Raw genomic sequence first — 23540 nt, forward strand, 5'->3', positions numbered from 1 at the left:
ACGCCGCCAGCGTTCATCCTGAGCCAGGATCAAACTCTCCGAAGAAATGTTTGACTTGCTCAATTAAAAAATAAAATTTAACGTTGACGTTTGTCGCTTTGTTCAGTTTTCAAAGTTCAACCGCCGCCCTTAAGCGACTTTATTATCTTATCAAGTTTTTAACGTAATGTCAACAACTTTTTGAAAATCTTTTTTTAGCTTCGTTGTTAACGGTATGTCTCAACGACGCTTTATAATAATAAAATATATTTTAACTAAAGTCAACGGTTTTAAAAAAAAAAATTAAAAACTATTATTTATAGATTTGAACAATGACTACTGCACCGTATTCCGTATTATAGTAAATATTATAGGCAAAAGCCAGCTGTAACTTTGCCTTCTTTGTTCCTGCGCTTTTACATATTCTTTTTTATTATTCTTTTTTTTATTATTCCTATAGAAGAAACTAAAAAAGAGCTGTCCATTAGACAGCCCTTTCTTATTTCCCTTTAAAACTAGGCCTTCTCTTCTCAGCAAATGCTTGAAGCGCCTCGAGACGATCTTCTGTCGGAATCGTTAACTCATATGCTTTTCGTTCAATTTGCAAACCAGTCTGCAAATCAGCCTTCATTCCTTCTTTAATAGCAAATTTTGCTTGCTGAAGTGCAATTGGCCCATTTTTCAATAAAAGAGAGATAAAAATATCTATTGTTTCTTCTATTTCATATCCGGGAGCCACCTTCGTTACTAGACCACATTCTTTCGCTTCTGATGCTGAGAGACGCTGAGCTGTTAAAATTAGTTCCATTGCTTTTGCTTCCCCAACTAACCGAGGGAGACGCTGTGTTCCTCCTGCGCCTGGTATAATCGCTAAGCTTGTTTCCGTTAAACCCATAAGCGCTTCGGTTGAAGCAATCCGGAAATCACATGCTAAAGCCAGCTCCATTCCTCCTCCAAATGCATATCCATTGATGATTGCTATCGTTGGCTGAGAAAGCTGCTCTATCTTCGAAAACACTTCTCCTATTTTGTAAATATTGCGCTTTACCTCTTGATCAGAGAGGGTTTTACGTTCTTTTAAATCGGCCCCTACACTAAAAGACTTTTCACCCGCCCCTTTAAACGTCACAACTCGAATATCTTTTTGAATACGAATTCCTTCAATTACTTCTTCCAATTCTTTAAGCATATCGTAATTAAAAGCATTCATCGCTTCCGGACGGTTCAGTATCACATGGGCTACGTGTCCCTTTATTTCATAAGAAATAGATGACATCCTTTTACCACCTCCGACTTGGAATCGCTTTCATTTTATCGCTCCTGGGATACTTGTTGCTTCAGTGCACGACGTAAAATTTTTCCCGTTGTATTTTTAGGAAGTTCTTTTAAAAATTCAATTTCACTTGGCACTTTATATTTAGCAAGGTGCTCTTTGCAGTAGGCAATAAGCTTCTCTTCCGTTATCTCTTGATTATTGCAAACCACGTAACACTTCACACATTCACCTAAGGAAGGATCAGGGACTCCAATAACAGCCACTTCTACAATATCCCGATGCGCATATAGCACTTCTTCTACTTCGCGAGGATAAACGTTATATCCTCCTACAATAATTAAATCTTTTTTACGGTCAACGATATAAAAATAACCTTCCTTATCCATTCTTGCTAAGTCACCTGTATACAGCCAACCATCTCGGAGAGCATATTCCGTATCTTCAGGAAGCTTGTAATACCCTTTCATCACGTTAGGGCCTTTGACGATAAGTTCGCCGACTTGTCCTACTTCTACTTCTTCTCCTAGTTCGTTTACCACTTTATTTTCAACATTCATAATAGATGTGCCTATAGAACCGGCTTTTCTCTCTCGATCAATCGGATTGAAACACGTCACAGGAGAAGCCTCAGATAATCCATACCCTTCTGCTACCATTACCCCAAACTTACGTTCAAAATTGGTTAGAAGTGCCACCGGCATTGATGCCCCGCCTGATATACAAAGCCTTACCGTGTGAAAGTGCTCTTTTTTCCCTTTGTCGTGCTGAAGTAAGAAATTATACATTGTGGGAACGCCCGCAAAAATAGTCGCTTGTCGATTTTGAATTAATTCAAATATAGAAGATGGACTGAATTTTGGTTCAATTAATATAGTCCCTCCATTCATTAAAGGCGCATTCAATGAAACAGTTAAACAAAATACGTGAAACATCGGCAAAGCAGCTACGACTCGGTCATTTCCATTTATACTTAAATAATCTGCTACGTCTTGAGCATTTGAATAAATATTTTTATGTGTAAGCATAGCTCCTTTTGGTTTTCCAGTTGTTCCTGACGTATACAGAATGAGGGCCACATCTTCTTCTTTTAACTCCAGAAAATCATATGTAGCTTCCCCTCTGTTTACAACTTGCGAAAACGTGTGAAAATAAGAAGGTATATTTTCTACTGTATCTGTCGTTTCACATAAGATAACGTGTTCCAAAAATGGAGCGTGTCCAATGATTTTCTTTAAAATAGGGAGAAGTAAATCAACCGCAATAACTGCTTTTACATCTCCATCCTGAAGCATGTAGCTAATTTCATCCGCTGTGTAAATAGGATTAATCGGTATAACAGTAGCTCCTACTCGAAGAGCACCGTACAATCCAATCACAAAATGAGGCGAGTTGCCGACAATCAAAGCGATATGATCTCCTTTTTTTACACCTAACTGCTTCAGACCACTAGCAAACTTAGATACCGATGCATCAAGATCTGCATAAGATGTTTCCTGGTCCATAAAAACATATGCCGATTTTTGTGGAAATTGCTCAGCTGTTTTATGAAGCTGTGCTGACAAATTCATCTCATAACTTCCTCCTTTTAATAACGAATGAATGAACAACCATTCATTATTAAGTCATAATAATGTAAAAATTCTTACTTCTTCTATTCTATTATAATGTTACTGCTGTTCTATTGACAAGACTCATCTGTTTAAAAAGAAAAAAAGCCTGATGTAGCAGACTTTTTTCTTAATAGATTAATTCAACAAACTCTTCTTTTGTAATATTACCAAAATAATGTGGAATATCGATGTCTTCTAAGGCTTGTTCAATAGAAGCTTTTTCATAACGAACACCTGTTAATTTTTCCTGTACTTCCTGGACATCCCCCACTCCAAAGAAATCTCCGTAAATGGTGCAAGCATCGATTTTTCCTTTATTCACTTCTAAACGAACGTCAATTTGTCCCACAGGAAAGCGGTGAGAGTGCTGTAAGTTAAATTTAGGTGATTTTCCATAGTTCCAATCCCATGACTGATAGCGCTCTTTAGAAATTTGATGAATCGTTTCCCAATCTTTTTCCGTTAGTTTATATTCTGTTATATTTTCTTCTCCGTCAAAGATATACCGAAGCAGCATTTCTCTAAATTCTTCCACCGTTACTTTCTGTTCTAAAAATTCGCTGATATTTGCTACTCTATTTCGAATAGATTTAATGCCTTTGGATTCAATTTTATCTTTTTTTACTTTTAACGCTGATACGACGTTTTCAATCTCTGAATCAAAAAGAAGAGTTCCATGACTGAACATTCTCCCTTTCGTTGAAAACTGAGCATTTCCAGAAATTTTCCGTCCTTCGGCCATTAAATCATTTCGTCCGCTTAGCTCAGCATTAACTCCTAATTTCTTTAACGCTTCCACGACCGGCTCAGTAAACTTTTTAAAATTATGAAAGCTATTTCCATCGTCTTTTGTAATAAAGCTGAAGTTTAAATTTCCTTTATCATGATAAACGGCACCGCCTCCAGATAGACGTCTCACTACATGAATTTGCTGATCTTCAACATATTTTGTATTAATCTCCTCAATGGTGTTCTGGTTTTTTCCAATAATAATAGAAGGTTCATTAATATAAAACAGCAGATATGTCTCATTAATGTCTAGATGCTTGAGCGCATACTCTTCAATTGCTAAGTTAATTCGGGGATCATAGTTTTTTTGATTATCAATAAATAACATTCATTTTCCTCCTTGTTATTCCCATACATATCCTGATTCAGCTAACGTAAGCGTACCTCTATAATGAGCAGCAGCTTCCTCTACTAGCTGTTGATGTTCTCCATAGTGCGGAAGGTGAGTAAGCATGAGGTGTTTGACACTTGCTTTTGAAGCAAGTGTCCCGGCTTCTGTACTTGTCATGTGTCCAGCGCCTCTTCCATCTTGGTTAGCATAAAAATTACATTCACAAATAAGAAGATCTGCTTCTTCTGAGAAGGAAACAAACTCTTCCAAATAGCTAGAGTCCGCTGTGTACACGACAGTTTGATTGCCGGCGCTTACTCTCATGGCATAACAAACGACTGGATGTTTCGTTTTCATAAATTCGATGGTAAAAGGCCCAACTTCAAGTTTTTGACTCGGATCATACTCTACCCCTTTAGTAATTCCTTTATGAGTAAGTTTGTTGAAGCTTTCCTGATCATATGTATGTCCGTAAATAGAAAGTTCCTTAACAGCGTTACCTAGATGAGTCTGAATGAGGCGTGCATATTGAAATACTCCGACATCAGCCACGTGATCATGATGATAATGAGATAAAATCATAGCATCTATTTCTTCTGGCTTTGCATATTTTTGCAGCTGAGCCAATGCACCGCTTCCGCAATCAACAAGCAGCTTAAAACCATCGTGCTCCACTAAATAGCTAGAAGTAGCCTCTGAAACAGCTGGATATCCTCCCCAAAAACCAATAACAGTTACTTTCATTTTAATCACCCTTTCGTACTATTTTTATTACGTTCAGTATACCCTACTTTTTTTTGAAAACTAACTGAAAGGCACTCGTTTCGGCCATTTTATCAAAATAACTCATTGTTATATAACAAATAACCACTTAGAATAGCAAAATAGGCTAAATTGTTATAAAACATAATTGACATTTTATCATCTGTTATAATACAATGTTAGTAACAAAAGACAACGGAGGGGATTTAAAATGTTAGAAAAGATGACTGAATTTTTCAAAAGATTACCCAATAAAAAGTGCGTAGAATGCGGAAACGACATCGAGGAACAGCATGAGTGCTACGGAAATAAATGCGATCACTGTCTAGATATCATGAAATAAAAAAAGCTGAAACTGTTATAAAACAGTTTCAGCTTTTTTTTATACGGTCAAACTTCGATACTCGTTTGGCGTAATGCCTTCTACTTTTTTAAACACTTTTCGAAAGTATTTATCATCATGATATCCAATCATATTCGCAATTTCATAGATTTTTAGTTCTTCATTTAGTAAAAGTGATTTGGCTTTATTCATTCTGACTTTCACCATATAATCTGAAATGTTTTCTTGAAATTCTTGCTTAAATTTCCTCGAAATGTATTCACGGCTTAAATAGAAACGTTCCGATATCTCTTGAAGCTTCACATCTCGATGAAAATTTTGCTGCAAATATTGTTCGATCTCATAAATAACGTCGCGATTGTTTTGCTTGCTATACCTTTTTACTACTTTTAAAAAACGCTTTACTTCACGCTTCTTTCTCTCTACATACTTTGCTAGCTGAAACTGCCCATCTTGGTTATAGAAAAAAGAAAGGACATATTCAGGACCGTTATTTATCGTATAAGGAATGTGATATCTTTTTAACCAATGCTGACTTAACAGCTGATATTCCTGCTCAAAATGCAGAATTTGCTTTAATGAGAGATAATTTTGCGCTTCAAAAGCTGTGATAATTTCGTTGAATACCGGCAAAAAGGCTTCAAACTTCCCGACTTGCAGCGCTTCTTCAATTTTACTGTTATAGTCCATCATATTTATTAATAAAGCACTTGCTAAAACGTCTTGCTCGCCGTAGACCTTCACTTTATTTTGATCAAGAACATTGCTTAATAAAAGCGAGTTTTTCGCATGTTCATAGGATTTCATTAGCTGATCAATAGAAGAAACTTTGCACCCTCTTGCAATCCGACAGCTCACGTCTAGCGTACGGCGAATTGCTGTATGTAAAGTCGTCAGTAAAGAGGTTATACGTTCAAAGTCATTCCAAAATATAATGATAATTTCCCACTTATTTGATAAATAACGGAAGGCTACCCCATTTTCTTCTGCCATCAGCATTTCATTGATTACATTTAAAATTGAAAAATAGGCTAAATCCCGGTCACCGCCAAAAGAACGAATAATGGATTCATCTACACGTACAATCCCCACTTCATATTCTCTAGTCAGATGGAAACCAAACTCTTCATAGATTGATTGATTTAGCAAATAATTGTTCATTAACTGCGTCAGTTTTCGATCTCGATAAATCGGCTTCATTTCATTGATTAAACGATAGCTGCTGTTATGGACTTTTCTGGACTCTTCTTCTTTCTTCCATTGGGTTACAGCTCGTACAAGCGTATCGTTTAAAATCGAAGGATCCACTGGCTTTAGAATGTAATCCGTACTTCCAAAATGAATAGCTTTACGCATATAGTGGTAGTCATCATACCCTGTTACCACAATCGTTTTGCTAGAAGGCGAATTCTCTTTAATCCACTCCAACAAAGCAATTCCATCGATATTAGGCATCTTCATATCAGTAAAAATGATTTCCGGTCCATGATCCTCGATAAGCGCAATCGCTTGCTCACCGCTATCAGCTTCTATCACATCTGTAATTTCATGCTCTTCCCACTGTCCAAGCAGCTTTATTCCTTCTCTTACATGCTCTTCATCATCCACGATTAATACTTTCATCACTATCCCTCTTTTCCTCAATTGTTGTTAGCTTTATGACAACGGTAAAATCGTGATTTTCTCGACTGCTAATTTGCATTGAAGCATGATCTCCATAGTAGATGCGAAGTCGTTCATAAATGTTTTGCAACCCAATATGCTCATCTGTTTGATTATACGATTGCTGAAGTCTCGTTTTTAATTGATTCAACTCTTGCTCTCCTATCCCTTTTCCGTTATCAGAAACAGTTAGAATCAGTTCTTCGCCGTTCAGATCCGCTGAAATCAACAGCTTTCCGCTTCCTGTGCGGGTTTCGAATCCATGCTTAAAAGAATTCTCAACAAGAGGCTGCAAAATCATTTTCGGTATTCGCATAAGCTCTGCCTCTTTTTCAATATTTAACTCATACTCAAACTTTGAACCAAACCGCTGCTTTTGCAGACTTAAGAAAGCTTTTACGTGATCGACTTCTTGCTTTAAGCTAACGATATCCTCTTTCATATTCATGCTGTAACGCATAATGTGCGAAAGTGAGGTTAATAAAGAATATACTTCAACTGCTTTATGCTTAAGAGCAAGAGTTCCAATCGATTGAAATGCGTTGTATAAAAAATGCGGATTAATTTGTGACTGCAGCACTTTTAGCTGCGTTGATTTATTTTCTAATTCCAATCGAAATTTACGTTCAATCAAGTCATTAATTGTTTCTACCATAGAGGTAAAATGCCTTCCTAAAACACCAAATTCATCGTTTCCAAGCGACTTAAACCGCACCTCAAATGATCCTTTTTCCACTTCTTTCATATTGCGAATCAATACGTTAATCGGCTGTGTAAAACGTACTGATATAAAAAGCGTAGCGATAACGAGCATACACAGAAATGGCAGGCCAATTAATACATTCATAAGTGCTGTCTTTCTTGCATCCTCATATAAAACACTGTAAGGAATTCGTTTCACAATGTACAAGTCCTCAAAGGGCTGTTTAAGCTTTTCATACATTAATACGCCTGAGAAGCTTTTATCCTCCCATTCCATGCTATGGTCTTTTTGAGAAGTGAGCGCCTTCATCCACGGGTAGTTTTCATTTTTTCCAATAACCTTTGAATCAGAGGAATACAAAACCTTCCCTCTATTGTTCATTAAATAAAAATCTTCTGACTCTTCATTATATAGACGCTGCGATATAGATTGGATTTGTGTCATATTAATGTCTAAAGATAGATAAGCTAACAACTTGTCTGATGGAATCTCATCAATCCGCTGATGAAAGCTAATAACTTGATTCGGAAGTGAATCAATTAACGTTGATAAATTATTGTAGCTATAAATTTCATGGGTAGGCTCAATCACAAGAAATTTATGATTTTTATTTAAATAAGAATAGTAAGGCTGAGTGTAAATATCATCGTACTTCCCTCTGCTGCTCACTTTCGAATTATAAGCTGTATACGAGTCATGCCCGTTTTCAATGTAAAGATGGAGCTGTTCAATCTCTGGACGAGTATTATATAAATAAAGAAGAGTTCGTGATATTTCCAGCTGATTGGCTCCTAAGTCACTTGATACACCTTCATCTAGCACTTTAATAAATGGGTGGTAGCCGTACAGCCTTTTTGTAATATTAGCAATTTCATTTAAGTAATCACTCAAATCATTGCTTCCATTTTTAATAACTTGATAGTTGGTAGAAATAAATCGATTCTTAACCGTTTCTTTTGTGTACTGATACGTAAAAATCGTCGAAATTAAAAATGGAATAACCGTTGCAAATAAGAAAAACAAAATTAATTTCTTGCGTATGCTCCATCCTTTCACAAATAACCTCCTTTGACTAATGTCATACATTATGACTATTATTATACATTAAAAGCGCTTTCAATTGACTATTATTTTTTCATAGCTATAAATCTAACCAACTATTTTTTCACACCAAAAAGTCCGCGTTTTCCACGCGGACTTCTTGTTTATTTTTTCATTTTTGCCCAAATTGTATCTAATTTCTTCATAAACTCTTCTTCCGTCATTTGCTTGCCTGCGTAAGACTGCATTGCTGCGCCGACTTCTTGAACCGTTCCTTCCGGATACTTAAACCAGTTCCAAGATAATGTTTTACCTTCTTCGGAGTATTTTAAGATATCATCAGATAAAGAATCGATTCCTTTTCCATCGATGTTTTTGAACGCTGGAATGAACTTGAACTTTTCAACTAAGAATTTTTGACCCTCTTTAGAAGAAACCATCCAATTTAAGAATTCCTTCGCTGCTTTTTTATCTGCATCTGGCGCATTTTTGTTCACTACCCAGTTATTTGGAACTCCGATTGCTAGTTTATCATTTTTCTTTGCATCGTTGCTGATTGGCATTGGAATAAAGCCCATTTTCATGTCCGGATTGATTTTCGTAATCATATTTACCGTCCAGTTACCTTGTTGCATCATTGCTGTTTCCCCAGAAGCAAATTGAGTAACTTGTGTATTGTAGTCTGTCGTTAGTGGATTTTTATTTCCATACTTTAACGTTAAATCGAACAGATTCATAAATTGCTTAAACGTTTCATTGCCTTCAAATTTTGCTTTTCCTTCGTTTAGACCTTTAATAAACGCATCTGGATCGTCTTGCTGTGCCATTGGAATATTAAATAAGTGGTTGCCTAGCACCCACCACTCGCCGTATCCATTAGAAAATGGCGTAATGCCTTTTGCTTTAAGCTTTTTAGAAGCTGCTTCTAATTCTGACAGCGTTTTAGGTAATTCTTTAATCCCTGCTTTTTCAAATAAATCTTTATTATAAATAAAACCATAACCTTCTAAGTTTAGCGGCTGACCATAAATTTTCCCGTCCATTGTCATCGGTTCTTTGGCGATATCATACAGATTATCTACCCACGGCTGATCAGATAGATCTTCTAATTTATCCTTCCACGTTTGCGCTTCTTGGAACCCTCCATTGTTAAAGATATCAGGTTCATTTCCAGAGGCAAACTGTGCTTTTAATGCCGCACCATAGTCCGCGCCTCCGCCGACTGTTTGGATGTTAAACTTTACGTTTGGATGTTCTTTTGTATATTCATCCGTTAATTCTTTCAGCTGATCTGCAATTTCCACTTTGAACTGGAACATATCAATAACAACTTGATCACCTGAGCCTGTTGATTTACTTGCTTTTGAATCCGTACCTGAGTTTGAACATGCTGTCGCAAATAAAAGTGATGTTGCTAACACGCCAGACATTATTGAAAGCCTTTTCATTTTCATTCGTTTTGCCCCCCTTGATATCTATCTCTCTTTATTTTACCGATTCTAGGACATTTGAACAGGTAACAATATTGAACAACCGAGTGGAAAATATTGAACAACCCCTTCAGCACCCTTCGACAGGTCTCTCTTCTTCCGCAAAAATTTCTATAAATTTTTTGTCTGTTTTATTCCACCTAATAACATTTATAGACAAAATTATGTTAATATGTAGAGTGATAGATTCATAAGAAAATTTATGAATTTTTTTAACTTGTATAAACAAAGTGAAGGGGTTTACATGAAAACTAAAAAGCGCAAAAAAACACATGTCTCATTTCGAATTAACTGGCTGTTTATTGTGGTTTTCCTGCTTTTTTCTGCACTCATTTTACGATTAGGCTTCGTACAGATCGTGTACGGAGAGAACTATAAACGAGAAGTTGAAAAAACAGAAGATGAAACGGTAGATTCACCGGTTCCTCGCGGAAAGATGCTAGACCGCTATGACCGCGTTATCGTGGATAATAAACCGTTGAACGCTGTCACGTACACGCGTTTGAAAGGCGTCACTCAAGAAGACAAGCTAAAAGTAGCTAAAAAGCTTGCTACTCTTATTGATGTTCCTGTTACAACAGACGTGTTTGGCAAATCGGATAAAAAGAAAGATAAAAATACGATTAAGCTAACAGAACGCGACTTAAAAGATTACTGGATTGCAACTCATCCAAAAGCAGCAGCGAAGAAAATTACCGCAGCGGATAAGCAAAAAGTAAAAGAAGGTCAACTTTCTGAAGATGATTTATATCCTCTTCAGCTAAAGCGCATCACAAAAAGTGAACTTTTATCGGTGAAAGATGACCTTGAAGTGATTGCCATTAAAAGCAAGATGGAAGGCGGGTACGCGTTAACTGCTCAAATTATTAAAAGCGGCTTAACCGATAAAGAGCTTGCCGTTATTAGTGAGCAACTGGGTGACTTACCGGGCGTCGATACGACAACTTACTGGGACCGTATGTATACATACGATGACTTACTTAGCACGCTGCTTGGTAAAATCACATCAGCAGATGAAGGATTGCCAAGCGAAAACTTGCAGTACTATTTATCACATGGCTACAGCCGTAACGACCGAGTTGGAAAAAGTTATTTAGAAAAGCAGTACGAAGACGTTCTTCGCGGTCAAAAAGCTCGCGTGCAAAACGTAACGGACCGCTCGGGCAACTTAGTGAGTCAAGAGACCGTTACAGAAGGTCAGCGGGGCAGTGACTTAATTTTAACAATTGATATGGAACTTCAAAAACAAGTCGAAGATGTTTTAACAAAAGCTGTGACATCCGGTGCTGCTGGTTCACGATTAATGGATCGCGCGTTTGCTATTATGATGGACCCTCACACGGGAGATATTTTAGCGATGGGCGGAAAACAGCTTGTTACTGATAAGCAAACCGGAGCACGTAAAGTACAAGACTTTGCTCTTGGTAACATGACCACTTCTTATGAAGTAGGTTCCGCAGTTAAAGGAGCGACCGTTCTAGCAGGACTTGATTCAGGCGCTATTCAGCCCGGTACGGTTTTTTACGATGCGCCGCTGAAGTTTGCTGGCGGAACAATTAAAAAGTCGTCTCACCAAATTGGAGCAACTGGGATTCAAAATGCTTTGGAACAATCGTCAAACGTGTTCATGTACCGTACGGTTATGAGCATGGCTGGTGAAACGTACCGCCCTGGCGGTAAACTGAACATTCCACCGTCTATCTTTAATAAGCTGCGCTCATACTATAGCCAGTTTGGTCTTGGAATTTCAACGGGCATCGAATTAGAAAACGAATCAACGGGTATTCGCAATACCGTAACAAACGAACCAGGTAAAGCACTGGATTTTGGTATTGGACAGTATGATACGTACACACCGCTTCAGCTTGTTCAGTACATCTCAACGATTGCTAACGGTGGATATCGCATGAAGCCGCACTTAGTAAAAGAAATCCGCGAACCTGAGCTTGATAGCGAACTAAAAGGAAGTATTCAAAGTTCTGTTGAACCAGAAGTGTTAAACCGTATTACGATGGGCCAATCAGAAATTAACCTTGTCAAACAAGGGTTTCGCCAAGTAGTTACAGGGTCCCATGGTACAGGGCGTTTACTTAACACAGGAAAATACCGTCAGTATAATATTGCTGGTAAGTCTGGTACCGCAGAAACCTTTAATAAAGGGGTAAGCGTTCGTAACTCTACATTCGTTTCATACGCGCCTTATGATAATCCGGAAGTAGCAGTAGCGGTTGTTATTCCTTCTGCTTATGTAGCCGGTACATCTAACACGTTAAGTAAAACTATTACCGGTGACGTAATAAAAGCTTACTTCGATCTTAAAAAAGAAGGCGAAAAAGAAGTAGAGCAAAAAGAAGAAGATGCAAAAACAGGAAATACAGAATTAAACGGCGTAAAAAAAGATGATAATGAACAATAAAAAAGGTCTCGTCATGAGACCTTTTTTGTTTTTTTATGAAAAAAGCCCATCTCACTGAGACAGACCGCGTAAAAAATATAGTTCAATTAATTCAGCAATTTTTTCTTCTGAAAGCGGCTCATGCCGTTTTTCCCAATCATAGACGAGTGCAATGTACATTTTAAATAATAAAAAAGCTGTGAGCTCTGGGTTGCACGGTTTGATTTCTTTTTTAGAAATCGCAATTTCGATTTTGTTTTTTATATAAGTCAAAATCTCTTCTTCTACTCGCACCAGCACTTCTTGCACTGCTGTAGTGCCTAACTGCTGTTCCTGTACCAGCTTCAGCATGAGCTGATGCTCGGTGCGGAATTCTAAGATTCGAAAAATAGCTGCTTGGGCATTTTCAAAAAAAGGACGGTTGCTATCAATGACAGTTTCAGCTGCATCTGTCATTTCTCGAATCATTCGTGTAACAATTTCATCGAATAACTCTTCTTTGTTTTTAAAAAAAGTATAAATCGTTCCTTTTCCGACATTTGCAAGCTTCGCCACTTGCTCCATAGTCGTTGCTTTATATCCAAACAGCGCAAATGATTTTGACGCTGCATCCACAACTGATTGCTTTCGGTCTATCGCCACGTTATCCCCTTCTTTCTGACCAAATGAATATTTCAGTCAACAAGTACGGTTTTACTATAGCATAAGTTTCTTTTGCTTTTCAACCACAATCTCTTCTCTTAGTATAACCTTTCTCTTCTACAGGTAGTAGACAAAAAAGCGGAGCATTGATTCACCGCTCCACTTCTAGTTGCTGCACATATTTAACCGCTTTTTTAGCCACATCTTCTCCTTGCTCTACACATTCCGGTATACCCAGACCTTCATATGAGCTTCCCGCTACATAAAGACCGGCAAGCTCTTTTTCAAGCTGTTCATTCATCGTATCTAGCATATCGTGATGTCCGACCGTATACTGAGGCATTGACTGCTTCCATCTCGTTACCGCGTAAAATTCGGGGTCAGCAGAAATGGTGATGAGCTTCTTCAAATCCTCCAGGACAATTTTAAAAATTTCATCGTCAGGCTGATCCACCACAGCTTCATCCCCGGTTCGTCCAACTAAACATCTCAGCAGCACTTTTCCTTCCGGAACCGCATGCGGCCACTTTTTATTCAGCCATGTGCACGCCGTAATCGTGTAATCGCTATTTCTTGAAACGGCGATGTTCATTGCATCTAGATTGTCTTGCAGCGCTTCTTGTGCAAAGGCTATCACAACAGTAGCTACTGAAGTGGAAGGCATATGCTTCAACGGCTCGAATATTTTATATTCCGAAAGCATAGACTGAGCAGCTGCATGAGGAGAAGTTACAATAACGCTGTCTGCTTTTATGACTTTCCCGCTATTTAAAGATAATGCATATGCGGTATCTTGTTTATAAATTTTCTCTACTTTTATTCCTTTTGTAATAATATCAGGATCTATTGCTTTTTCTACCCCATCTACTAGCGATTGAAGGCCTTCTTTTAATGTTAAAAAAACGCTATTTTTTTTGAATTCCGAATCATCACCGTGCTGTGGGTGAATTTCTTTTAGCTTTTTCATTCCAACAATTAAGCTTCTGTACTTATGTTCAGCATGCAAAAACTGTGGAAATGTTGATTGTAAACTCAAACGATCAACGTCTCCTGCGTAAATTCCTGATAATAGAGGCTCAATTAAATTTTCAACAACTTCATCACCAAACCGTCTTCTAAAAAATACGCCTAGCGAACGGTCATCTTGATTTTTTGTCTTCGGTATAAAAAAATCAGCTGCTGCGCGCAGCTTGCCAACAGGTGAAAATAACCCTGTTGTGATAAAAGGAGATAACTTGGTTGGTATCCCCATTACAGCACCATCAGGCAGCGCATGCGGTGTATCTTTTACTAAAATATAGGATTTTCCTTTTTCATTTCCGACTAGCTCCCTGCCTAGCCCTACTTCTTTTGCCAGTTTTGTAGCAGCTAGCTTACGCGCTAAAAATGAATCCGGACCTTTTTCAAATAAATACCCGTCTCGTTTGACCGTTTGAATTTTTCCACCAAGCCGATGCGTCGCTTCTATTAGTTGAAGATCAATTGGCAGCTGATGATCCTTTATTTTTTTTTGCAAATAATAGGCAGCTGAAAGACCTGTTATTCCTCCACCGATGATGACAACCTTTTTGCGTCTATCCGTCATGTTATCATCGCCTTTTCTGTAAAATTCAATATAAAGAGAAGCGATTATGGAAATCCATAGCTCGCTTCTTACTTTTCTCTATATTGATTATAATTTACTTTTCATCCCTGTTCAACGTACAAAGAATCTATATTGACTTAACGGGCAATCTGTTTTAAAACAACTGTAGCTAACCCATCGATAAATTCAGGCTGTGCATTGGGCATTTCAGGGCGGTAATAATCAGCCCCAATTTCATCTGTCACAACTTTGCATTCATAGTCGTTATCATAAAGTACTTCTAAGTGATCTGCGATAAATCCAACCGGAGTATAAACGAATGATGTATAGCCTTTTTCTTCGTGCAATTCTCTTGTTAAATCTTGTACGTCCGGACCAATCCATGGTTCTGGCGTATTCCCAGCACTTTGCCAGCCAATTTCATAATGTTCAATACCAGCGGCTTGTGCAATTAAATCCGCTGTTTCTTGAAGCTGATTTGGATATGGATCTCCTGCTGCAATAATTTTTTCCGGCAAGCTGTGCGCAGAGACAATCAACACGGCTTTTTGGCGTTTCTCTTCGTCTATTAAATCAAACGTTTGTTTAACACGTGTAGCCCAGTACTGAATGAACTTTGGCTCACTGTACCAGCTTTCTACAGAATGAATGATTGGTCCTCCTAATTTTTCAGCCGTTTCTTTGGCGCGTCCATTATAGGATTTTACGCTAAACGTTGAAAAGTGAGGTGCAAGTACAATGCTGACCGCTTCTTTAATTCCGTCTTTATGCATGGCTTCTACTGCATCTTCAACAAACGGTTCAATATGCTTTAAGCCAAGATACGCTTTAAATTCAATTTCATCCTGCACTTCATTCAAGCGCTTTTCCAGACTTTCCATTTGCTGTTGCGTAATTTTTGCAAGAGGTGAAATGCCCCCGATTGCTTCGTAGCGGTTTTGTAAATCTTCTAAGGCTTCCGGTGAAGGTTTACGTCCGCGGCGGATATGTGTATAGTAACGTTCAATATCTTCTTCTTTATATGGCGTTCCATATGCCATTACAAGTAATCCCATTACTTTTTTACTCATGTGTTCGACACCTCTTTGTTAGATTCAATACTTGTCTTCATTTTGCCATGAATAAAAAGAAAAATTCAAAGTTTAGCGCTCCAAATTATTTGACAATTCATTGTCTATTTGCAGAATATTCATGAATAAAGGTTGTTAAACGCTTCAACGTTTCCGGCTGAACCTGTGGAAAAACGCCGTGCCCCAAGTTAAAGATGTAACCAGGACTGGCCATCCCTTTATCTAATATTTCTGTTACACGTTCTTCAATAACTTCCCATGGAGCTAACAAAATAGCAGGATCTAAGTTTCCTTGCAGTGTTTTTGTTAAGCCTAATGCACGTGCTTCATCCAGCTGCGTTCGCCAATCTAATCCCACTACATCCAGCGGCAGATCATGCCATTCTTTTGCCAAATGACTTGCCCCTACTCCAAACATAATGAGCGGTACATTTTTTTCACGTAAAGAGGTAAAAATTCGCTCCATAACAGGTTTTATAAAGTAACGATAATCCGCTACATTTAAAGCACCTACCCATGAATCAAAGATTTGAATGGCTTTTGCCCCAGCGTCAATTTGCGCTTTTACATATGTAATCGTCATATCTGCTAACTTATCCATTAGTGCAAACCATGCTTTAGGTTCCGTATACATAAATGCTTTTGTTTTATTGTAATTTTTTGAAGGTCCTCCTTCAATCATATAGCTTGCCACTGTAAAAGGAGCACCCGCAAAGCCAATTAGAGGTACGTTTAACTGTTCTGTTGTTAACAGCTTAATTGTATCTAATACATACGGAACATCTTCTTCCGGCGTAATTTCTCCTAGTTTTTCTACATCGCTTAAAGATTGAATTGGATTAGAGATTACAGGACCAATTCCTGACTTGATCTCAACATCCACTCCAATTGAAGGAAGCGGTGACATTATATCTTTATATAGAATAGCTGCATCCACTCCGTACTGTTCAACGGGCAGGCGTGTTACGTATGCCCCAAGCTCCGGCTGATGAGTGATTTCAAATAAAGAGTATTTCTCTTTTAGCTTTCGGTATTCCGGCTGTGAACGCCCTGCTTGGCGCATATACCAAACCGGAACATGATCCGTCTTTTCCCCTCTACAGGCTTTTAAAAAAGTATCGTTAAACGTTCCTTGACTCATAATTTCCACCTTTCTCGATTGTCTTCCATCCGTATTTTCTTCGATTAGACAGACAATAATCAGCAAAGGAACATACCGGTTCCTCTACTGATTAAAGTTTCACGTTATATTCTCTACTTGTCACTATACCCATTTCTTTACGACTTGTATAGCCACCTGCTAAAAATGTCAAAAATTCGCCCTACTCTTCCTTATTTTATTGAAAAAGAGCAGGTGTTACTTCGTTAGATTTTTTTCCTTTTTGTTTTGTTTGGGAATTGTAAGGAACTACATAATAAGTAGGACTGTCGAGCAGATTCACCCGCTCTTTTTCAAATGCTCCTTTTCCCTTCACTTTGCCAATTACTTCGGCTTTATCTCCTTTTTTCTCATAAACATAATAAACAGCTCTTTTATCAGGTGAAGGTGTCCACGATAAATTTACCGTTAGCAAACCAAATGGGTGGAATGTTAATTCTTGTTTTAAGTCTTTAACTTGCTCTAAGCGTATTGGTTTTGGCAAATCTTTAACACCTGCTGGCTTTTGAAATGCAGCTTCGTCGTAACCAGCTCTTTTGAGAATGTCTTTAAATAATAGAGTCGGATAAGAACTTCCTTTTGTTAAATAATGCTGGTCATTTGTAGAATCATATCCCATCCACACGCTTCCTACAACATCTGGCGTATATCCAACGAACCAAGCATCCCTTGTGGCTCCTTTAACATTCGTATACGAAGTAGACCCTGTTTTTCCTGCTAACTCTCCTTTAAACTCTCCATTTTTTGCCGTTCCTTCTTTAACAACTCCTTGAAGCATCTTTGTCATATACCAAGCCGTTTGTTTTGAAAATGCTTTGTGAGTGTCGGGAACAGCTTTTGCAATTACTTTTCCGTCTTGATCTTTTATTTCTTGAATAAAGTACGGTTGGATGTTTTCTCCGTTTTCAGCAAATGCCCGGTACGCTCCTGCTAATTGAAGCGGTGTAATTCCTTCCTTTAACCCTCCAAGAGCAATCGCAAGCCCTTTATCTTCTAAAGGAATTCCTAGCTTTGTGAGATACTGCTTACTTGTTTCAACTCCTAGCTGATTCAATGTCCAGACGGCAGCTGCGTTTTTAGAATCTTTTAGGGCATCGTACATCGTTACCTTTTTAGCATATTGGCCGTCTACATTTTTAGGTGTGTATCCCCCATAGCTTCTAAGCTTGTCTTGCAGCAAGGAATAAGGCTTGAATTGACCTTCTTCTAATGCAGGGCCATATACCGCAATAGGTTTCATCGTAGAACCTGGCTGTCTTTTGACATTTACGCGATTGAGCGATTTTTGTACATAATCTCGTCCTCCCATAACAGATAAAACTCCTCCGCTTTTGTTATCCACTAATACAAAAGCACCTTGGGCACTGTTATCTGTACCTGGAAAATAACGATTTTCTTTCATCAGCTCGTAGGCGGCTTCTTGTACTTTTGTACTCATAGGTACTTTGACCGTATAACCGCCACGCAGAAGCTCATTGCTCGAAATGCTGTATTTCTTCTCTGCTTCTTGAATAACCATATCGATATAGGTTAAATACGCTGGGTTTTTAGCCTGTTCCTTTACGTTCAACCCCAGCGTTCTTCCTTGCAAACGGACATTTTTTTCAGCTGATAAATAACCTGCTTTTTGCATGGCATTTAACACAACATTTCTACGTTCTATACTTTTTTCTGGATGTAAAATAGGAGAATAAGAATTCGGTGCTTTTGGCAGTGCAGCGAGCAGTGCACCTTCTTCTACCGTTAATTCGGAGACATCTTTATTGAAGTAAAGCTTGGATGCAGCTTGGATTCCATAGGCTCCGTGTCCAAAGTATATTTGGTTCAAATACATTTCAAGCAGTTTTTGCTTACTGTAACGCTGCTCCAGGTTAATGGCCACCACTACTTCTTTTGTTTTTCTAAGCAACGTTTTATCATTCGATAAAAACACATTTTTAGCCAGCTGCTGTGTTAAAGTGCTTCCTCCTTCAACACTTCCTCCAGCCAATATATCTCGGTATAATGCTCGACCAATAGATTTAAAATCAATTCCGTGGTGTTCATAAAAACGAACATCTTCAATTGAAATAAATGCTTGTTGCACATGCTTTGGAATCTTGTCAATTGAAACCAAGTCCCGATTTTTCACATAGAGCTTTGTTAATTCGTCTCCATTTTCATCCACTAATCTCGTAGCCGAGTCCATGACGATTTTTTTCTCATCAATTACATAGTTTCCAAGAAACAAGATGATAATATATCCAATCAATCCTAATAGAAAAATTCCAGCTAAGGCAGCAATTGCGTATAAGCCTTTTTTGTACATCGTGCCACCCCTTTTCTTCCGCTAAACTTTTGATAATATGGAAAACAACTTCATCAATGTTTTACTTTACCATCTTCATTAGAAGTTCACAATTTTTGAATTTTTGTGTGTAAAATTTTATAATTTTAGTATGATTTACAATTGTAAATTGTATGCAATTCCCAATTAGAAAGGAAGTATAATCCATGAAGATCTTTATTACTTACGGAACAGGCCCTTACCTTCAAAAGTTGATCGACGAACATCCGAGTGAACGTTTATTACTGCTTCACAAAGATGACGATCAATTTGCACTAGTCCACGAAACAGATGGAGATACAATTTTTAAAGAAGGACATGCTTATGAAGTATTAGATGCTTCTGGAGATCTTGCAGATAGCGGATTTGCTGTATTAAATAATATTTCAGTTACAGATGAAGGGCGTCCTTTGTTTGAACAGCGATTTAGCCAACGCGCTCGTTTAATTGAAAATGAAGCAGGCTTTTCAGCTATTCGTGTGCTTCGTCCACTGCAAAATGACACATACATTATCTTTACAGGATGGAAAGATGAAAGTTCATTTAGCGATTGGCAGTCTTCAAAAGCCTATAATGAAGCACACAAAAAACGCGGTACGTCAGAAGGCGTGGATCAGCAGCCATCGATTTTCTCTCGCCCTTCTTATGTGACCTCATACCACGTAGTTAAATAAGTAAACATCCTCCTAGTAGGCGAGTATCACAATAGGCACAAACGTCATATTGTATACTACATCACCTATTGGGAGGAATTTTTATGGGCATAGAGCTTGGAGCTCTTCATTGGATGTATGTCCTTTTTATCGCCTTCATTATCGGCTTTATGATTATGCGGCGAGATACGAGTATCCTTTGTATACTCGGGATTTTTTTGCTTTCCTTAACGGCTACCTCTTCGTTAAGCCACTCCGTCAGCGCTGTTTTTTCCAGCTTCATTTATGCCATTACAGAACTGCTTCCTACCATTTTAATTATTTCAATTATTGTATCTATGAGTAAAGTCTTAATGGCTACAGGAATAAATGAATCGATGATTTCACCTTTTGCTCGCCTCATTAAAACACCTGCTCTTGCCTATTGGGTTATTGGATTAGTTATGATGACCATCTCCTATTTTTTCTGGCCTTCTCCAGCCGTTGCTTTACTTGGAGCCGTGCTTTTACCAGTGGCCATCCGCGTAGGGCTTCCAGCTATAGGCGTAGCTGTAGCGATGAATTTATTCGGCCACGGCGTTGCTCTTTCAGGAGACTTTGTTATTCAAGCTGCTCCTAAGATAACAGCTGACGCAGCAGGTCTTCCAGTTCACGAGGTGGTTCAAGCAAGTGTCCCTCTTGTCATTGTGATGGGAGTTGTTACGACACTCTCTGCTTTTTACTTTTTAAAACAAGATATGAAGCATAATAGAATTCACGTTCAACCGACAATGTTAACAAACAGTTCTTCTGTACAGTCCACACCTCTTTCTTCTTCAATACGCCGGGCTTTAGCCATTATAGTTCCCCTTTTCTTTGCTATAGACGTATGGGCAATGTTCACCCTTCATTTACAGGGAGGAGATGCGACTGCTCTCGTTGGTGGCACAGCCCTATTTATTTTAGTGGTGGTTTCACTTATTGCTCACAAAGGAAAAGGTCTCGAACAAACAACTTCCTACTTGATTGAAGGCTTGCAGTTTGGTTTTAAAGTATTCGGTCCCGTTATTCCCATTGCAGCTTTTTTCTATTTAGGAGATGCTGGATTCACAACAATCATTGGTGACTTTCTTCCGAAAGGATCACATGGACTTGTAAATGACCTAGGCGTTGCGCTTGCTTCCACTGTGCCGTTAACCGCACAGGTCGCCACTGTAACGATAACTGCTCTAGGAGCTATTACCGGATTAGACGGTTCAGGCTTTTCAGGCATTTCACTTGTAGGCTCTGTCTCTCATTTATTTGCATCTGCTTTAGGATCCGGCGCTGCCACCCTAACTGCTTTAGGGCAAATTGCTGCGATTTGGGTTGGGGGAGGCACGTTGATTCCATGGGCGTTGATTCCAGCTGCTGCGATTTGCGGAGTCAGTCCGTTTGAACTCGCCAGACGTAATTTAAAACCTGTAGCGATTGGATTAGTCGTTACAACAATTGTCGCGATGTTCTTAGTTTAAACAAAAGCCCCCTTCTTTTTATGAAGGGGGCCATATGTATATATTTTTACATGCCTTTTGGAAACTCTTTTTCCGCTGATGGCTTTACATACGCATAAACGAGCGTATAGAAGAAAATGCCTACAATAAGCCACATAAGCCCTAAGCTGTAGCCAGCTAAGACATCTGTTAAAAAATGTTCTCTTAATAGAATACGGCTCACACCTATTAATAAAACGATTAAAGTAATTGCAAGCTGATACCGCTTGGCTACCTTTTGACTGTTCATATGCTTTGTGAGAAAAAAGATAATCAGACCATAGATAAGAATTCCCATCATCGCATGGCCGCTTGGAAAACTGTAGCCTTCGATGCCTTCAAGAGGACGTCCTCGTTCTACCGCATCTTTAACTGCTTTATTAATAATATCACCGCTTAAAATAAGTAAAAATGCCGATATCATACCGATATAGTCCTTTTTGAAAAATAAAAAAACGAGAAGTACAGCTAAAAGAACCATAATCATCACTTTTGAAGCTAAAAAAGACAAGCCATGAAAAACAGATGACGCTGACTGAAGAATAGTGCTGTCATCTATAGCTGAAACAAGCCAGTGGTCTCCTTGAAAAGAATCTGTCGACACAACAAACAACACTCCTAAAAAAACGAGACCTGCCCCCCCAAACATCCACATCAATTTTTTGTACAGGGATACAGTTTGTGAATCTACCATATTGTTACCTCCTATTATTTCATGAGAAAATTGGTAAAAAACTCATTCTTTATCCCTATTCCTCACCTTATGCATCTATTATGTATATAAAATATTTCATGATTCAATTACTTTTTTCAATAACAACGCTTACATTCTTTTCTTTTTTATAGATAATGATATAATGATTAAAATGTCAAAAAATTCAAAACTTTATTCAACTTATACAGAAAGGATATGGTCACGTGAATTCCAAGCTACATACTTTACTTGAAGAAAAATTTGATGAAATGGTTCAAATCCGCCGATATTTGCATCAGTATCCAGAACCGTCTTTTAAAGAATTTCAAACCGCTGCCTACATTCGATCTTTTTATGATAAAATCGGTATTTCTTACCGAGCAAATGTAGGAGGAAACGGTATTGTAGCAAGCATTCAAGGAGGAAACCCTGGTCCTACTGTAGCTTTGAGAGCCGACTTTGATGCCCTTCCTATTCAAGATGAAAAAGATGTACCATATCAATCAACTGTTCCGGGTGTGATGCATGCTTGTGGTCACGATGGTCATACGGCTACTCTTTTAGTCCTTGCTAAAGCGCTTTTTGAAATAAGAGATTCTCTCCCTGGTAAAATCGTCTTCATTCATCAACACGCCGAAGAGTACGCTCCCGGAGGCGCCAAGTCCATGATTGAAGACGGATGCTTAGACGGTGTAGACGCGATATTCGGAACACATTTATGGTCATTAACTCCGACTGGTGTGATTCAATATCGAACGGGCCCTATTATGGCTGCTGCTGATCGCTTTGAAATTACGATCAAAGGAGCAGGCGGACACGGTGCACAGCCCCACAAAACAAAAGATTCAATCGTCATCGCCTCTCAGCTTGTTGTTAATTTACAGCAAATTGTAAGCAGACGTGTAAACCCAATTGATTCAGCGGTTGTGAGCATAGGTTCTTTTGTAGCGGAAAATGCATTTAATATTATTGCTGATTCTGCTCGACTAATTGGAACGGTAAGAACATTTAATGAAGATGTACGAAATGATGTCGAAAAAGAAATCGAACGAATCGTCCAAGGTACATGCTTAACAGCTGATGCTTCTTATGAACTGAGTTATACGCGCGGCTATCCTTCCGTCGTAAACCACCCGGAAGAAACGGCCTTTCTTGCTTCTGCTGCTTCTCAAATCGATGAAGTTCATACAGTCGAAGAAACGGAGCCTCACATGACTGGGGAAGACTTCTCTTATTATTTGCAGCATATTAAAGGAACGTTCTTCTTTACAGGAGCTCAGCCAGAAGGTGTAGATACTCCTTATCCTCATCATCATCCTAAATTTGATTTTAACGAAAAAGCAATGCTTATCGCAGCTAAAACGCTTGGTACGGCTGCTGTTGAGTATTTAAGAGAACAAGCTCCTTCTAAAAACGTAATAAAAGCGAATTAATCATTCAGCAAGCATTCGTACGGATAAGCAGACGAGTGCTTGTTGTTTTATTTCAGGAACCTTTTTCTCACTTAAAACGTAGTATT

18 protein-coding genes are annotated in these 23540 nt (G+C 38.4%); 5 read left to right on the top strand and 13 right to left on the bottom strand.

All coding sequences use genetic code 11. The annotated features are described in order from the left end of the window. Nucleotides 1-478 precede the first annotated feature (478 nt). From MMB69_RS24175 to MMB69_RS24190, 4 genes are all read right to left on the bottom strand, one after another. On the bottom strand, nt 479-1255 hold the full coding sequence (locus MMB69_RS24175; protein WP_277448541.1) for an enoyl-CoA hydratase-related protein: 777 nt from the start codon (nt 1253-1255) through the stop codon (nt 479-481). Between the two features lie 35 nt (nt 1256-1290). Continuing rightward, nucleotides 1291-2823 (bottom strand): fatty acid--CoA ligase family protein, encoded by a 1533-nt coding sequence (locus MMB69_RS24180; protein WP_221812725.1) that lies wholly within the window; start codon nt 2821-2823, stop codon nt 1291-1293. Nucleotides 2824-2992: 169 nt separating this feature from the next. Further along, on the bottom strand, nt 2993-3982 hold the full coding sequence (lplA, locus tag MMB69_RS24185; protein WP_013055339.1) for a lipoate--protein ligase: 990 nt from the start codon (nt 3980-3982) through the stop codon (nt 2993-2995). Between the two features lie 15 nt (nt 3983-3997). Beyond that, the gene (locus MMB69_RS24190; protein ID WP_221785133.1) at nt 3998-4729 is read right to left on the bottom strand and encodes an MBL fold metallo-hydrolase; all 732 of its coding nucleotides are present in this window, start codon (nt 4727-4729) and stop codon (nt 3998-4000) included. A gap of 229 nt (nt 4730-4958) precedes the next feature. Between MMB69_RS24190 and yhfH the strand changes: the two genes are divergently transcribed. Next, a complete protein-coding gene (gene yhfH, locus MMB69_RS24195; protein WP_013055337.1) occupies nt 4959-5090 on the top strand; it encodes a protein YhfH in 132 nt (43 codons plus the stop codon). A gap of 39 nt (nt 5091-5129) precedes the next feature. Here the strand turns inward: yhfH and MMB69_RS24200 are convergent, their stop codons facing one another. The 3 genes from MMB69_RS24200 to MMB69_RS24210 form a co-directional block, all read right to left on the bottom strand. Next, on the bottom strand, nt 5130-6713 hold the full coding sequence (locus MMB69_RS24200) for a response regulator (RefSeq protein ID WP_221785134.1): 1584 nt from the start codon (nt 6711-6713) through the stop codon (nt 5130-5132). Beyond that, a complete protein-coding gene (locus MMB69_RS24205) occupies nt 6691-8511 on the bottom strand; it encodes a cache domain-containing sensor histidine kinase (protein WP_269871618.1) in 1821 nt (606 codons plus the stop codon). The genes MMB69_RS24200 and MMB69_RS24205 overlap by 23 nt, the downstream gene beginning before the upstream one ends. A 149-nt stretch (nt 8512-8660) precedes the next feature. Next, nucleotides 8661-9950 carry an ABC transporter substrate-binding protein gene (locus MMB69_RS24210; protein ID WP_013081692.1) on the bottom strand — a complete coding sequence of 430 codons (1290 nt, stop codon included), beginning with the start codon at nt 9948-9950 and terminating at the stop codon, nt 8661-8663. Nucleotides 9951-10230: 280 nt separating this feature from the next. Here MMB69_RS24210 and MMB69_RS24215 point away from each other — a divergent pair, with 280 nt between their 5' ends. Continuing rightward, nucleotides 10231-12402 (top strand): peptidoglycan D,D-transpeptidase FtsI family protein, encoded by a 2172-nt coding sequence (locus tag MMB69_RS24215; RefSeq protein ID WP_264408875.1) that lies wholly within the window; start codon nt 10231-10233, stop codon nt 12400-12402. A gap of 51 nt (nt 12403-12453) precedes the next feature. Here the strand turns inward: MMB69_RS24215 and MMB69_RS24220 are convergent, their stop codons facing one another. From MMB69_RS24220 to MMB69_RS24240, 5 genes are all read right to left on the bottom strand, one after another. Beyond that, nucleotides 12454-13023: a TetR/AcrR family transcriptional regulator gene (locus tag MMB69_RS24220; protein ID WP_013081690.1), complete on the bottom strand. Its 570-nt coding sequence runs from the start codon at nt 13021-13023 to the stop codon at nt 12454-12456. A 151-nt stretch (nt 13024-13174) separates the two neighbouring features. Continuing rightward, the gene (gene hemY / locus MMB69_RS24225; protein WP_221785137.1) at nt 13175-14608 is read right to left on the bottom strand and encodes a protoporphyrinogen oxidase; all 1434 of its coding nucleotides are present in this window, start codon (nt 14606-14608) and stop codon (nt 13175-13177) included. A 137-nt stretch (nt 14609-14745) separates the two neighbouring features. Continuing rightward, the gene (gene hemH / locus MMB69_RS24230) at nt 14746-15678 is read right to left on the bottom strand and encodes a ferrochelatase (protein ID WP_013055330.1); all 933 of its coding nucleotides are present in this window, start codon (nt 15676-15678) and stop codon (nt 14746-14748) included. Between the two features lie 97 nt (nt 15679-15775). Then, nucleotides 15776-16819, bottom strand: a complete 1044-nt coding sequence (gene hemE / locus MMB69_RS24235) for a uroporphyrinogen decarboxylase (protein ID WP_013055329.1) — start codon at nt 16817-16819, stop codon at nt 15776-15778. Between the two features lie 196 nt (nt 16820-17015). Beyond that, nucleotides 17016-19145: a transglycosylase domain-containing protein gene (locus MMB69_RS24240; protein WP_277448546.1), complete on the bottom strand. Its 2130-nt coding sequence runs from the start codon at nt 19143-19145 to the stop codon at nt 17016-17018. 185 nt (nt 19146-19330) lie between these two features. On the opposite strand from MMB69_RS24240, the gene MMB69_RS24245 reads away from it, so the two are divergent. After that, nucleotides 19331-19837: an antibiotic biosynthesis monooxygenase family protein gene (locus MMB69_RS24245; RefSeq protein WP_013055327.1), complete on the top strand. Its 507-nt coding sequence runs from the start codon at nt 19331-19333 to the stop codon at nt 19835-19837. Nucleotides 19838-19920: 83 nt separating this feature from the next. Continuing rightward, a complete protein-coding gene (locus MMB69_RS24250) occupies nt 19921-21309 on the top strand; it encodes a hypothetical protein (RefSeq protein WP_047931562.1) in 1389 nt (462 codons plus the stop codon). A 46-nt stretch (nt 21310-21355) separates the two neighbouring features. Here the strand turns inward: MMB69_RS24250 and MMB69_RS24255 are convergent, their stop codons facing one another. Beyond that, a complete protein-coding gene (locus MMB69_RS24255) occupies nt 21356-22021 on the bottom strand; it encodes a phosphatase PAP2 family protein (protein ID WP_264408870.1) in 666 nt (221 codons plus the stop codon). Between the two features lie 224 nt (nt 22022-22245). Between MMB69_RS24255 and MMB69_RS24260 the strand changes: the two genes are divergently transcribed. Then, the gene (locus tag MMB69_RS24260; protein WP_277448547.1) at nt 22246-23454 is read left to right on the top strand and encodes a M20 family metallopeptidase; all 1209 of its coding nucleotides are present in this window, start codon (nt 22246-22248) and stop codon (nt 23452-23454) included. Nucleotides 23455-23540 lie beyond the last annotated feature (86 nt).

It is taken from the genome of Priestia sp. P5 (assembly GCF_029522155.1).
GTDB classification, from domain to species: Bacteria; Bacillota; Bacilli; order Bacillales; family Bacillaceae_H; genus Priestia; species Priestia megaterium_E.

What these genes read in the sequence shown, in the direction of transcription:
- hemY (WP_221785137.1), bottom strand. Translation starts at nt 14,608, where the DNA reads ATGACGGATAGACGCAAAAAGGTTGTCATCATCGGTGGAGGAATAACA.
- MMB69_RS24200 (WP_221785134.1), bottom strand. Translation starts at nt 6,713, where the DNA reads ATGAAAGTATTAATCGTGGATGATGAAGAGCATGTAAGAGAAGGAATA.
- MMB69_RS24180 (WP_221812725.1), bottom strand. Translation starts at nt 2,823, where the DNA reads ATGAATTTGTCAGCACAGCTTCATAAAACAGCTGAGCAATTTCCACAA.
- MMB69_RS24240 (WP_277448546.1), bottom strand. Translation starts at nt 19,145, where the DNA reads ATGTACAAAAAAGGCTTATACGCAATTGCTGCCTTAGCTGGAATTTTT.
- lplA (WP_013055339.1), bottom strand. Translation starts at nt 3,982, where the DNA reads ATGTTATTTATTGATAATCAAAAAAACTATGATCCCCGAATTAACTTA.
- MMB69_RS24255 (WP_264408870.1), bottom strand. Translation starts at nt 22,021, where the DNA reads ATGGTAGATTCACAAACTGTATCCCTGTACAAAAAATTGATGTGGATG.
- hemE (WP_013055329.1), bottom strand. Translation starts at nt 16,819, where the DNA reads ATGAGTCAAGGAACGTTTAACGATACTTTTTTAAAAGCCTGTAGAGGG.
- yhfH (WP_013055337.1), top strand. Translation starts at nt 4,959, where the DNA reads ATGTTAGAAAAGATGACTGAATTTTTCAAAAGATTACCCAATAAAAAG.
- hemH (WP_013055330.1), bottom strand. Translation starts at nt 15,678, where the DNA reads ATGAGTAAAAAAGTAATGGGATTACTTGTAATGGCATATGGAACGCCA.
- MMB69_RS24245 (WP_013055327.1), top strand. Translation starts at nt 19,331, where the DNA reads ATGAAGATCTTTATTACTTACGGAACAGGCCCTTACCTTCAAAAGTTG.
- MMB69_RS24250 (WP_047931562.1), top strand. Translation starts at nt 19,921, where the DNA reads ATGGGCATAGAGCTTGGAGCTCTTCATTGGATGTATGTCCTTTTTATC.
- MMB69_RS24215 (WP_264408875.1), top strand. Translation starts at nt 10,231, where the DNA reads ATGAAAACTAAAAAGCGCAAAAAAACACATGTCTCATTTCGAATTAAC.
- MMB69_RS24175 (WP_277448541.1), bottom strand. Translation starts at nt 1,255, where the DNA reads ATGTCATCTATTTCTTATGAAATAAAGGGACACGTAGCCCATGTGATA.
- MMB69_RS24210 (WP_013081692.1), bottom strand. Translation starts at nt 9,950, where the DNA reads ATGAAAATGAAAAGGCTTTCAATAATGTCTGGCGTGTTAGCAACATCA.
- MMB69_RS24190 (WP_221785133.1), bottom strand. Translation starts at nt 4,729, where the DNA reads ATGAAAGTAACTGTTATTGGTTTTTGGGGAGGATATCCAGCTGTTTCA.